Origin of the sequence: Mucilaginibacter metallidurans (assembly GCF_003286435.2) — a bacterium.
Lineage (GTDB): Bacteria > Bacteroidota > Bacteroidia > Sphingobacteriales > Sphingobacteriaceae > Mucilaginibacter > Mucilaginibacter gossypii.
Genome location: NZ_CP043449.1, coordinates 3,296,257 through 3,308,294, shown reverse-complemented (window position 1 = coordinate 3,308,294; position 12,038 = coordinate 3,296,257). Strand labels below are relative to the sequence as shown.

11 protein-coding genes are annotated in these 12,038 nt (G+C 43.2%); 3 read left to right on the top strand and 8 right to left on the bottom strand.

Annotated elements, in window-relative coordinates:
- Positions 1-92 precede the first annotated feature (92 nt).
- Positions 93-1,454 carry a cystathionine beta-synthase gene (locus DIU38_RS14030; RefSeq protein ID WP_112652030.1) on the top strand — a complete coding sequence of 454 codons (1,362 nt, stop codon included), beginning with the start codon at positions 93-95 and terminating at the stop codon, positions 1,452-1,454.
- Positions 1,455-1,521: 67 nt separating this feature from the next.
- Here DIU38_RS14030 and DIU38_RS14025 read toward each other — a convergent pair whose 3' ends face one another.
- The 4 genes from DIU38_RS14025 to DIU38_RS14010 form a co-directional block, all read right to left on the bottom strand.
- Positions 1,522-2,643 carry a DUF6438 domain-containing protein gene (locus DIU38_RS14025; RefSeq protein ID WP_112652028.1) on the bottom strand — a complete coding sequence of 374 codons (1,122 nt, stop codon included), beginning with the start codon at positions 2,641-2,643 and terminating at the stop codon, positions 1,522-1,524.
- Between the two features lie 127 nt (positions 2,644-2,770).
- The gene (locus DIU38_RS14020) at positions 2,771-4,333 is read right to left on the bottom strand and encodes an ArnT family glycosyltransferase (RefSeq protein WP_112652026.1); all 1,563 of its coding nucleotides are present in this window, start codon (positions 4,331-4,333) and stop codon (positions 2,771-2,773) included.
- Between the two features lie 202 nt (positions 4,334-4,535).
- On the bottom strand, positions 4,536-5,843 hold the full coding sequence (gene murA, locus DIU38_RS14015; RefSeq protein WP_090524545.1) for a UDP-N-acetylglucosamine 1-carboxyvinyltransferase: 1,308 nt from the start codon (positions 5,841-5,843) through the stop codon (positions 4,536-4,538).
- A gap of 552 nt (positions 5,844-6,395) precedes the next feature.
- Entirely contained in the window at positions 6,396-7,136 is a 741-nt protein-coding gene (locus tag DIU38_RS14010; protein WP_112652024.1) for a DUF4290 domain-containing protein, read from the bottom strand.
- Between the two features lie 206 nt (positions 7,137-7,342).
- Here DIU38_RS14010 and DIU38_RS14005 point away from each other — a divergent pair, with 206 nt between their 5' ends.
- Entirely contained in the window at positions 7,343-8,440 is a 1,098-nt protein-coding gene (locus tag DIU38_RS14005) for a mandelate racemase/muconate lactonizing enzyme family protein (protein ID WP_112652166.1), read from the top strand.
- A 5-nt stretch (positions 8,441-8,445) separates the two neighbouring features.
- The gene (locus tag DIU38_RS14000; RefSeq protein WP_112652022.1) at positions 8,446-8,901 is read left to right on the top strand and encodes a GNAT family N-acetyltransferase; all 456 of its coding nucleotides are present in this window, start codon (positions 8,446-8,448) and stop codon (positions 8,899-8,901) included.
- A 62-nt stretch (positions 8,902-8,963) separates the two neighbouring features.
- Here the strand turns inward: DIU38_RS14000 and DIU38_RS33065 are convergent, their stop codons facing one another.
- The 4 genes from DIU38_RS33065 to DIU38_RS33055 all read right to left on the bottom strand — a co-directional run bounded on the left by DIU38_RS33065 (position 8,964) and on the right by DIU38_RS33055 (position 12,010).
- A complete protein-coding gene (locus tag DIU38_RS33065) occupies positions 8,964-9,101 on the bottom strand; it encodes a hypothetical protein (protein ID WP_167516179.1) in 138 nt (45 codons plus the stop codon).
- Between the two features lie 103 nt (positions 9,102-9,204).
- Positions 9,205-10,575 carry a dipeptidase gene (locus tag DIU38_RS13995; RefSeq protein WP_112652020.1) on the bottom strand — a complete coding sequence of 457 codons (1,371 nt, stop codon included), beginning with the start codon at positions 10,573-10,575 and terminating at the stop codon, positions 9,205-9,207.
- A gap of 121 nt (positions 10,576-10,696) precedes the next feature.
- Entirely contained in the window at positions 10,697-10,864 is a 168-nt protein-coding gene (locus tag DIU38_RS33060) for a hypothetical protein (protein WP_167516178.1), read from the bottom strand.
- A gap of 60 nt (positions 10,865-10,924) precedes the next feature.
- Positions 10,925-12,010: a hypothetical protein gene (locus tag DIU38_RS33055; RefSeq protein ID WP_167516177.1), complete on the bottom strand. Its 1,086-nt coding sequence runs from the start codon at positions 12,008-12,010 to the stop codon at positions 10,925-10,927.
- Between the last annotated feature and the right edge of the window lie 28 nt (positions 12,011-12,038).

Genomic DNA, 12,038 nt, shown 5'->3' with positions numbered 1-12,038 from the left:
TATTTACTATTCCATAAAAGAAATATCATTTAAGAAACTTATTTTTGAGGCGTAACCCTGCTTTATATACCGGGTTAGTAGAGATTTAAATTATGTGGTACAACAACATACTCGATACCATTGGCAATACGCCGCTGGTAAAACTGAATAAAGTAGCAAAAGACATCCCTGCTACCGTTTTAGCCAAGATAGAGACAACCAACCCCGGCAACTCCATTAAAGACCGCATGGCCCTTAAAATGATTGAGGATGCCGAAAGAAGCGGCAAACTAAAACCCGGCGGAACCATTATTGAAGGCACATCGGGCAATACCGGTATGGGCCTGGCAATTGCAGCTGTGATAAAAGGCTACAAGTGTATTTTTACCAGCACCGATAAACAATCAAAAGAAAAGTTTGACGCTTTGCGCGCCTTTGGAGCGGAGGTAATTGTTTGCCCTACTAACGTGGAGCCTGAAGATCCACGATCATACTATTCGGTATCGTCACGCCTGGAGCGGGAAGTCCCTAACTCATGGAAGCCCAATCAGTATGATAACCTGAGCAACTCGCAGGCGCACTATGAAAGTACTGGTCCCGAAATTTGGGAGCAAACTGAGGGCAAGATCACGCACCTTATTGCAGGCGTAGGCACCGGTGGTACTATATCAGGTATTGCCCGTTATCTGAAAGAGAAGAACCCTGCCATACAGATTTTAGGTATTGATACTTACGGTTCGGTATTTAAAAAATACAAGGAAACAGGTGTTTTTGACAAAAATGAGATCTATCCATATATCACCGAAGGTATCGGCGAAGATTTCCTACCGCAAAACGTTGATTTTAGCCTGATAGATCATTTTGAAAAGGTGACCGACAAGGATGCCGCCCTCATGACCCGCGAAATCGCCCGTAAGGAAGGCATCTTCTCCGGCAACTCAACCGGCTCAGCCGTGGCGGGTTTGCTGCAGATGAAGGATAAGTTTAAAGAGGGCGATGTGGTGGTGATCATCTTCCCTGACCATGGTACGCGCTACCTTGGCAAAATGTACAACGACGACTGGCTGCGCGACCGCGGTTTCCTGAAAGACGAAAAACTAACTGCCCGTGATATCATTAGCAAAAAAGATGTGCAAGAGATCATCACTATTGATTGTGAAAAGAGCGTGCTGGAGGCTATCAATACTATCAAATCGCTCAATATCTCACAGATCCCGGTTACGCAAAAAGGTATGGTAATAGGCAAGATCACCGAAAGTGATATCCTGGATTCGCTGATCGAAAACCCATCTATCAAATCGCAGCCGATCAAGAATATCACCACAGCGCCATTCCCATTTGTAGATCTGAATACATCGATAGACAGGATTTCGGCCATGATCAATAAAGATAACATTGCCGTGCTGGTTGAAGATGGGCAGGGTAAAATTGAGATTATTACCCAGTATGATATTATAAATGCAATTTCGGCCTGATTTTAAGGTAAAAGGATAAGGCGAAAGGCAAAAGGTGTTGTGCGATGACACCTTTTGTCTTTAGCCTCTAATCGTAGTCGTCAATTTTACGCCATTTCCATTGCTGCGCATTTACATCATAAAAGTTGAACCCGATATCGATGGTTTGAGATTTATCTTTTATTTTGAATGTGAAAAACCGGCCGTCGGTAGTAATGGTATCTCGCGGCAAGTCACTGTATTCGATGAGAAGGTTAAACCGTTGAGAAAAAGTAGTATCAGTAACCTTTCCATTACGTAGGTAATCAGATAATAAAAAAGCTTCTGACTCGGTTAATTCTGCAATATTTTTTCCTTTTCTAAAACTTGAGCCTCTTATTTTATTAAATCTTGGACTAATAAATGGAAGTATAGACATCTTTGTTAAGGTCAATTGCTGATAAAGGTAGCGTACAGGGATATACGCCCAGGTAAACTCAAAAGGGGCAGATCTACCATAGTCATCAATGGTTTTGTAAATTCTCCCTTTTCGTATGAATGTGGTGCTTATTGTTTCATCATCTGACCAAGATCCGTTATATCTATCTTTTAGTGAAGCAATATCAGCTTTCGAAAAGTTTGCTTGTAGCTGTTGGAACTTTTCTTTCGTGATTTTACCTTCAAACATGCCTTTTTTACCGGTATATTCCAGTCCTTTAAATAATATGGTTCCATCATCATTCAATATAATGCTCATGATCGGACACGATCCATAACATCCGGATGTAGATAAAACGATTTTTTCGAAGGTGGGATTTTTATGGCTTCCGGGTTTGTAATGCTTAAAGGTTGCAAGCTTATTATCCCATAAGTCAAATTGCAAGGTATCAGGAGTTAACTTGGTTAATAGGTGGGCTTCCCATTTATTGCTGTTTGGATTTAACAAGTACAGACTATCAGCATTGATCCGGTATTTTGAACCACCTCCAAGGTTTATTGTGGTACTGTCTGTTCGCCTTAAATAACTGGTTTTATTTTCAAAAGTGCCATTTTTATAAAAGCTAAAGCCTGCTTTATCAAAATACGGAGCTTCAAGAACAATATTTTTATTTGCCGTGGTCGGATTTTTAACTTTAACCCAATTGCCTAAAATGTTCTTTTCATTTTGCTGGCGTGTATCATTGCACGATAAGATGAGGAGCAGCAAAAATAATGATAGAACATATTTCATGATATGGCAGGTTTAATTCAACTGCGTTAAAACGTTTGAAAAAAGCGATTTATTACCTGGCTTTTAAAAATAAGATTGTAACTGGCAAAAGCCTTTTGCCCTTAACCTTTCGCCTTTCACCTCAACATTACTCCAACCTCTTCTTCGCCAATTCCGGGCTATACCGTTGGTTTAGGCGGTAATTCGGTGTAATAATAAACACAGCCGTGCCTTTTTCGCGGGCAAGGGGATTGGTTATCTCACCAACCTTGGTAAAACTGCCTATCATATTGCCGGCCACAAATTCCTTAATATTTTTTCCGCCGTTTTCATCTACATAAATCAGGTATTTGCATTTGAGGCTATCGGGAGCCCAAAGGGTAAAGCTGCTGTTCAGCGATATTGCATCGGGATAGCCGTATTGCTTGCGGTAATGGTGGATTGCACCGGCTTCACCGTAGTTATCGGCATAAACCATAGTCTGTTTTTGATCTTCAGGGTTTAAGCTTTTGTAAGCTTTATCAACCAATGCCGCCATATCATCCCATCCCAGCATGTCGGCATAATCCTGTGTGGTAGCGTGTTTTTTACCGTCTTCCCAGGTCATCGAAAAACGAGCAGGGGGGAGATGTTTATCGGCAAATCGAAAAAATGCCAGGGTTTGGTCCATTGGTAAAATGGGCAATAAGATTGGCAGTAACAAAGCATTGGGCAACGTAAACAATATTACCAGGGCAGTACGCAAAATATAGCCAGTGGTTTTTAATAAACGCTCAAAACCAAAGGCCCCTGCTGCAAACAACATGGGGTAGGCTCCAAATATGTAATAGCTTTTACCATCCATCATCAGTAAAAAAAAGAAGATGAGCGCATAAGCCAATGCCAGAAACTGGAAATTACGCAGCCTGAATGAAAATATCAGGAACGCCAGTCCGTTAAGCCATACAAATAACGCTACGCCATTGACCAGTAATTGCTGTTTAATAAAGTCGGTTGGGGTAATGTAATCCAACTGCTCCTCGCGCAGGGCTTTCATATGCGTAAATACAGGCATGTGGTGCGTTATTTGCCAGATGAGGTTAGGCAGTACGATAACTATTGTTAGCAAGGCAGCGCCAAGAATATGCTTATTGAACAATAATTTACGCTGTTTGCTGATAAGGATACCGATAACCAGCGAACCGGTAAAAAACAGCATAGTGTACTTAGTAAGTACGCCAAAGCCGACGGCTGCGCCAAGCCAGTACAGGTACCTTACATCGGTAGTGTTGAGGTATTTTACGAGCAGCCAAACCGTTAATACCCACCAAAACTGATCGAATACTACAGGCTGAAAAAGATAGTCACTTGCTGCGAAGGCAGGCGCAAAAATGAGCGACAAACAGGCAAGGGTGATAGCAAATTTTTTTCCGCCAAATTCAATAACGATGAGGCCGGTAAGCAGGACAATGAGCCCACCAAACAGGGTAGGGAACAATCGCGCCGCAAAAACCGAGTTGCCAAAACAAGTTACAGAGATTTTTGCCAGGATGGCTATAAATGGCGGTACTTCCTTGTATCCCCAATCCAGGTGATCGGCCAATACAAGGTGCAGAAACTCATCTCTGTGGAAACCAAAATGCGATATCGCGAAAAGATTAAGAACAACTTTAATAAATACAAATATCAGTACAAAATAAACGTAGGTAGATTTCCGGTTTTTGTAAGGCATTGTTTATATAATGGGTTTTGAGCTGAAGGCCGAATGCTGAAAGCATAAAGCTATAAAAATATATTTATAAAGCAGAAAGCTCAAAGCCCCATTAAGCTAAAAGCTCAAAGCATAAGGCCGAAAGCTTTTGCTTGTCCTTATGTTTTGAGCTTTTAATAAGCTTCGGCTTTATGCTTTTAGCCTTACGCCTTAAGCTTTCAGCTTAAATACGGGTTATATCAGCGCCCAAAGCTTTAAGCCTGGTATCAATATGCTGATAGCCGCGTTCAATTTGTTCAATATTGTAAATGGTTGACTGGCCTTGTGCCGAAAGTGCGGCAATCAGCAATGAAACCCCGGCGCGGATATCTGGCGAGGTCATGGAGATGCCGCGCAGTTTAACCTGGTTATCCAGGCCAATAACGGTTGCACGGTGCGGATCGCAAAGAATGATCTGCGCGCCCATATCCAACAGTTTATCCACGAAGAATAAGCGGCTCTCAAACATTTTTTGATGGATCAGTACCGAGCCTTTGGCCTGGATAGCTACAACCAGCACGATGCTTAATAAATCGGGGGTAAAGCCAGGCCATGGTGCATCGGCAATGGTCATGATACTGCCGTCAATGAAAGTCTCTATTTCGTAATGTTCCTGGGCCGGGATAAAGATATCATCACCTCTAAGCTCCAGTTTAATACCTAAACGCCTGAAAACGTCGGGGATCATACCCAGTTCTTTGTATTGAACATCTTTAATGGTAATCTCAGATCCCGTCATGGCTGCAAGGCCGATAAATGAACCGATCTCGATCATGTCGGGCAATAATCGGTGCTCTGTACCGCCTAATTTTTCAACACCTTCAATAGTTAGCAAGTTTGAGCCAATACCGCTGATCTTAGCACCCATACGGCTCAGCATTTTACAAAGCTGCTGCAGGTAAGGCTCGCAGGCGGCGTTGTAAATAGTAGTAGTGCCTTTGGCTAATACCGCGGCCATTACCACGTTGGCCGTTCCTGTTACCGAAGCTTCGTCCAGCAGGATGTAAGTACCCTGCAGGTTAGAGGCATCCACATTAAAGAAACCATTTTCGGGATTGTAATTGAATTGTGCACCCAGTTTTTCAAAACCCAAAAAGTGGGTATCCAACCTGCGGCGACCGATTTTATCGCCACCTGGTTTAGGGATTGATGCCTTGCCAAAGCGGGCCAGTAATGGGCCAACAATCATAATAGAGCCGCGTAAACCACCGCCCTTTGATTTAAAAGCTTCAGACAGGAAAAAGTCCTGGTTGATATCTTTTGCTTCGAAGGTGTAAGTATGCTCGTTAATACGTTCAACAATAACGCCCATATCGCCAAGCAGCTCTATCAGTTTGTTTACATCCTTAATATCGGGGATGTTGCTGATGGTTACTTTTTCTTCAGTAAGCAATACAGCAGATATAACCTGTAAAGCTTCGTTTTTTGCACCCTGAGGGGTTATTTCACCTTTTAGCGGTTTGCCGCCATTTATTACAAATGCGTTAGTCATGCGGAGTTTCGGATAATTGATAAGATCACCAATGATAAACTGTAAAAGCTATGATCGGTTTTGTCAAATAATTTATATGCGGCAAAGATTAGAAAATTAATGCAGATAAAATAAAAGCCGGGTTGGATTTATCATTAATGATATTAACGCAAAACGTCGTTGCTGAGAGGTAAGCACAGGGAAACCCCGGAAAAATATGATAACGTTTAAGATATATTTTAGAGAGATAGTGCACGGGGCCGCGTTAGGGATGGGAGCGGATACCGGCCTGTGACTAAGGCCTTGTGCAGTATGAGCATACAGCCCGGGCCGCAGGCAACGCCCACATTTTATAAATCTATCAGTTTGCACTCGTTACAAATGAACGCAAAATTAAAAGCCTGATAAATAAAAAGATATGTCACTGTGAGTGCATCGTGGCAATCCCGTAGCCAATGCATGACAGTTTTGCAAAGCTATGGGATTGCCACGTCGCGCCGCATGCTCTGACCTGTGCTGCTCCTCGCAATGACATTTTTTCTTGTATCTGAGTCCTCCGGAAATATCTCGGGGTTAATATTTTTTTGCGCCGCCGTTGTTACGGTTGCGGTTTTGGTTGTTGTTACGGTTTTGGTTATTATTTTGCCTGCCGCCACTACCACCGCCACGGTTTTGATTGTTTTGATTATTGTTGCGGCCGCGGTTGTTATTATTAGTATTGTTTTGCTGGAAGTTATTAGGGCGGAAATCAACGCGGTTAAGGTTGATGTTCTCTTCCAGTTTCAATGTACCGCCCGATAAAGCGTATAGATCTGACAAGATGCTTTCGTCGCTCACCGAGTCTTTGTTCCATTGCACATAAGCCATTTTCATAAAGTTAGCTATCGCCTGGATCATGTGGCGTTTGCGTTCCGGCTCCTCAATGGCTTTGGCCTTTTCAATCATCAGTTCAATGGTTTTGCCATAGTGCTTGTATTTGATACGCTGATGAGGATAATTTAATGGCGCGGGTTTAATATGCACGGCATCAGGCGATGGCTTGGGGTACGGTGAATCTACATCAATCTGGTAATCAGATATGATATGCAAGTGGTCCCAAAGTTTGTGCTTAAAATCGGCCACATCGCGCAGGTGGGGGTTAAGGAAACCCATCAGGTCAATAACTACCTGTGCGTAGCGGTTGCGTTCTTCTTTGGTTGGCAGCGCTACAATATATTTAACCATATTTTGTACGTTACGGCCATATTCAGACAGGATCAGTTTGTTCCTGGTTGAGTTATAATCAAAATTTGCAGGCGTGTTTTCTTTAGCCATGGTAATAATTTTTTAAGAAAGTTGAAAGTTAGCCAGGCAAATTTCCCTGATTGGAAGGGCAAAAGAGGCTAAAATTGAATTGTTACTTGTATTGAAGTAGTGCAAATATAAACTAATACTTATAATACGCAAATTACGTTGGTTAATTGTTGCAAATATTTGTTTTATTTTAGCTTTTAAACATCTACAATTTGGAAAATCAGCAAATTACCATTACGCATACAGAGATCTACCGCTTCAGCATCCCGATGGAGCCGTTTACCATTGCCACCGGAACTTTATCTCACGCCCAAAATGTTTTTATCCGTGTACATACCGATGCCGGTTTTTACGGTGTAGGAGAATGCTCAGCTTTCCCGATGATTGTTGGCGAAACACAGGATACCTGCTTGATTATGGCGCGTGAGTTTGCCCGCTTATGGAAAGGTAAAGATGCACTTGATATCGAAGCCCGGCTTGGCGAACTTCACAGTTTTACTGCTGGTAATACCACTATAAAAAGCGCCTTTGATAACGCCCTGTTTGATATAGCAGCAAAAAACGCAGGCCTGCCATTATACCAGTTTTTGGGTGGCGAAAAACGCGTTGTTGAATCAGATATTACAATAGGAATCGCCGGCCATCATACCATGGCTTTAAAAGCGCTTGATTTTAAGGCCTCCGGTGCTAATATATTGAAAGTGAAGCTGGGCAAAAATGCAGTGGAAGATGTTGAGCGCATCAAACAGATCCGTGAAGCTGTTGGGCCGGCCATGAAAATCCGTATTGATGCCAATCAGGGATGGACTTTTAACGAAGCGGTTTTCGCCTTGCAGTCAATTGCGCAATATGATATTGAATTTTGTGAGCAGCCTATGCGTACCTGGTATGATGATAGGCTGCCTGAATTGATGCAGCTATCACCGGTTAAGATCATGGCCGACGAAAGTGTGTATAATCATCATGATGCCCGCAAGCAGATCAACGCGGGCGCCTGCCATTATATTAATATAAAGATGGCCAAGTCGGGCGGTATTTATGAGGCTAAAAGGATTCACGACGTTGCTGCTTCATACGGGATACCCTGTATGATGGGAGGGATGCTGGAAAGCCGGATAGCATTAAGCGCTAAATTACACTTTGTATATGCCAGCCCCAATATCCGGTTTTATGACATGGATACCTGTAAACTGGGGCATTTGGTTGACCCGTGTGTTGGCGGGGCCATATATGATGGATATCATTTAACCATCGACGACGCGCCAGGCATAGGCGCCGATGCCGATGAAGCATTTTTGGCCGATTGCGAACGATTTACTATTTAACGAATATGCTGATCAGAAAAGCTACCATTGAAGACCTGCCCGTATTGCTTCAATTTGAGCAGGGTATAATTACTGCCGAACGCCCTTTTGATAGCACACTCAAACCCGATCCTATCAGTTATTATGATTTGAAGGCGTTCATAACCTCAACAGATGTGCAGGTTTTGGTAGCCGAAATTGACGGGGAGATAGCGGGCAGCGGATATGCCCGAATTAAAAAGAACCCCGACGCGTACTATGACTTTGAAAAATATGCTTACCTGGGTTTTATGTATGTGCTGCCTGCATACCGGGGTATGGGAGTAAACCAAGCAATAATAGAAGAATTGAAGAAATGGATAGTTGAGCAGGGGGTGACCGAAATAAGGCTCGAGGTATATAATGATAATATTGGAGCCATTAAAGCCTATGAAAAGGCAGGATTTAAAAAACGTATGATTGAAATGCGGATAAGACTGTAATGGAATTATATAAAACGAGCCGGTAAGTTTCCCTTGCCGGCTCGTGGGGTGTTATAAATATCTTATAGCAGAGGCTTTCGCTTCATTTTATTTTCGCTTAAAGCCTTAGCTGTTTTTGTTTTGTCCTGTTTTGATGATTTTAGATCGCGCAACTGCTTAGATGCATCGGTCTTTTCTTTGTCCAATTCTTTAGTTGCCATGGTTTTGATTTTTGTATAGTTAGATAATATCATAAATATATTATTTGTTTTACCTAAATCAAAAAATAACTGTCGTTATCGCGCAAATTAAAGCTTCATGACATTAGTTTGATAACTCCGCAAAGTATTTGTGAAACAACGGAATGGTTTCTATGCCTTTATAATAATTGTAAATATCATATTTCTCATTAGGCGAGTGCAGAGCATCGCTATCAAGCCCGAAACCCATCAATACAGTTTTTAAACCAAGCTCGGCTTCAAACAAAGCAACAATTGGGATACTGCCGCCGCCACGGGTAGGGATGGGCTCTTTGCCAAATGATTCGGCAATGGCTTTTTGAGCAGCACGGTAAGCCACACTGTCGGTTGGAGTTACAGCAGGTTCGCCGCCATGATGTGGAGTTACCTTAACCTTAACATAGGGAGGTGCAATACTTAAAAAATGGTCGGTAAACAGTTTGGTTATAGCATCTGACGTTTGGTTGGGCACTAAACGCATAGAGATTTTGGCATTGGCTTTTGAAGGTAACACCGTTTTGGCGCCTTCGCCTATATAGCCGCCCCAAATGCCGTTTAGCTCAAGGGTAGGACGGGTGCCGGTACGCTCAAAAGTACTGTAGCCCTTTTCGCCCCAAAGCTCGGCTACATCAAGGTCTTGTTTGTACCCGGCTTCATCATAAGGCGCGCTGTTAAGGGCCTTGCGTTCTGCTTCGCTCAAAGGTACTACATCATTATAAAAACCGGGAATGGTGATATGATTGTTTTCATCATGCAGGCTGGCAATCATTTGGGCCAGTATGGTGATAGGGTTAGCTACGGCGCCGCCGTAAACACCCGAATGCAGGTCGCGGTTTGGGCCGGTTACTTCTACTTCAAGGTAGGAGAGGCCACGTAAGCCGGTTTCAAGTGAAGGGTGCTCCATGCTGATCATCGATGTATCGGAGATCAGCACCACATCGGCTTTCAACTTTTCCTTGTTGGCTTTCACAAAGATGCCCAAGTTGGATGAACCTACTTCTTCTTCCCCTTCAATCATAAACTTAATATTGCATGGCAGGGTACCGGTTTGCATCATCAGCTCAAAGGCTTTTACATGCATGTAAAACTGTCCTTTGTCATCGCAGGCGCCGCGGGCATATATCTTTCCATCACGAACAGTTGGTTCGAATGGCGGTGTTTTCCACAGTTCCAACGGATCTGGCGGTTGTACGTCGTAGTGCCCATAAACCAATACGGTAGGTTTGGAAGCATCTATGATCTTTTCGCCGTATACAATAGGGTAGCCGGCGGTTTGGCATATTTCAACATTATCGGCTCCGGCATCGCGGAGCTTTGCTGCCACATAGTCGGCAGTTTTTAATACTTCGGGTTTGTATTTTGGATCGGCACTAACCGATGCCAAACGTAACAGGTCAAATAACTCATCAAGTAAACGCTGTTTGTTTTGCTCAACATATTGCTTTATGTGCTGCATAATATTATTGTTTGCAGCAAATATAGTTAGTTCATCGGTTCACTCGTTCATTAGTTTATTGGTGAATAAAATTAATCGCGAAAACCGTAATTCACCAATTCAATAATTCCCTAATTGATTATCAATCTGCCGAACCCAGATCTGATTTTGGTGTATTTGCAGTCTTAGTGGCAAACTCAACTTTCTCGACTTTTATTTTAGCTTCTTGTTTAGGCGCTTTATGAGTTAATGATACAGCGGTAAGGCCTGTAGCTATTAAAACCGCTGCTGCAATGATGAATTTTTTCATGTTGTTAACTATTCAAATTTTAGTTTATAACATATGATTTTATAATGGAAGAGTTGTGGATTATGCCATAAAATCAGCAGAGCCTAAATCTCTTTTTGGACCAGGGCCAGACATAGCGAAGTCAGCAGAACCTAAATCTCTTTTTGGACCAGGGCCAGACATAGCGAAGTCAGCAGAGCCTAAATCTCTTTTTGGACCAGGACCAGACATAGCAAAATCAGCAGAGCCTAAATCTCTTTTTGGACCAGGGCCAGACATAGCAAAATCAGCAGAACCTAAATCTCTTTTTGGACCAGGACCAGACATAGCGAAATCAGCGGAGCCTAAATCTCTTTTTGGACCGGGACCAGACATAGCAAAATCAGCAGAACCTAAATCTCTTTTTGGACCAGGGCCAGACATAGCGAAGTCAGCAGAACCTAAGTCGCGTTTTGGCTGAGGACCGAAGGCGAAATCAGCAGAACCTAAATCGCGTTTTGGCTGAGGACCGAAGGCGAAATCAGCAGAACCTAAGTCGCGTTTTGGTTGAGGGCCGAAGGCAAAATCAGCAGAACCAAGATCACGTTTTGGCTGAGGACCGAAGGCGAAATCAGCAGAACCTAAGTCGCGTTTTGGCTGAGGACCGAAGGCGAAATCAGCAGAACCTAAGTCGCGTTTTGGCTGAGGACCGAAGGCGAAATCAGCAGAACCTAAATCTCTTTTTGGTTGAGGACCACGGGCGAAATCAGCGGAACCTAAATCTCTTTTTGGTTGAGGGCCACGGGCAAAATCAGCAGAACCTAAGTCACGTTTTGGCTGAGGACCGCGGGCAAAATCAGCAGAACCTAAATCACGTTTTGGCTGAGGACCACGGGCAAAATCAGCGGAACCAAGATCTCTTTTTGGTTGAGGGCCACGAGCATCAGCAGAACCTAAGTCACGTTTTGGTTGAGGACCGCGGGCAAAATCAGCAGAACCTAAATCACGTTTTGGCTGAGGACCACGGGCAAAATCAGCGGAACCAAGATCTCTTTTTGGTTGAGGGCCACGAGCATCAGCAGAACCTAAGTCACGTTTTGGTTGAGGTCCGTTAGCGGCATTTGCAAATGTGGCGGTCGATAATATGGTGCTTAATGCTAAAGTTGCTATTAGTGTTAAATTTTTCATGATGTTTTTAATGTGGGGGTACGTAAAT

Excerpts from the sequence above, each read along its gene's own strand:
- DIU38_RS14030 (WP_112652030.1), top strand. The coding sequence starts at position 93 with ATGTGGTACAACAACATACTCGATACCATTGGCAATACGCCGCTGGTA.
- DIU38_RS14000 (WP_112652022.1), top strand. The coding sequence starts at position 8,446 with ATGCTGATCAGAAAAGCTACCATTGAAGACCTGCCCGTATTGCTTCAA.
- DIU38_RS14010 (WP_112652024.1), bottom strand. The coding sequence starts at position 7,136 with ATGGCTAAAGAAAACACGCCTGCAAATTTTGATTATAACTCAACCAGG.
- DIU38_RS33065 (WP_167516179.1), bottom strand. The coding sequence starts at position 9,101 with ATGGCAACTAAAGAATTGGACAAAGAAAAGACCGATGCATCTAAGCAG.
- murA (WP_090524545.1), bottom strand. The coding sequence starts at position 5,843 with ATGACTAACGCATTTGTAATAAATGGCGGCAAACCGCTAAAAGGTGAA.
- DIU38_RS14025 (WP_112652028.1), bottom strand. The coding sequence starts at position 2,643 with ATGAAATATGTTCTATCATTATTTTTGCTGCTCCTCATCTTATCGTGC.
- DIU38_RS33060 (WP_167516178.1), bottom strand. The coding sequence starts at position 10,864 with ATGAAAAAATTCATCATTGCAGCAGCGGTTTTAATAGCTACAGGCCTT.
- DIU38_RS13995 (WP_112652020.1), bottom strand. The coding sequence starts at position 10,575 with ATGCAGCACATAAAGCAATATGTTGAGCAAAACAAACAGCGTTTACTT.
- DIU38_RS14020 (WP_112652026.1), bottom strand. The coding sequence starts at position 4,333 with ATGCCTTACAAAAACCGGAAATCTACCTACGTTTATTTTGTACTGATA.
- DIU38_RS33055 (WP_167516177.1), bottom strand. The coding sequence starts at position 12,010 with ATGAAAAATTTAACACTAATAGCAACTTTAGCATTAAGCACCATATTA.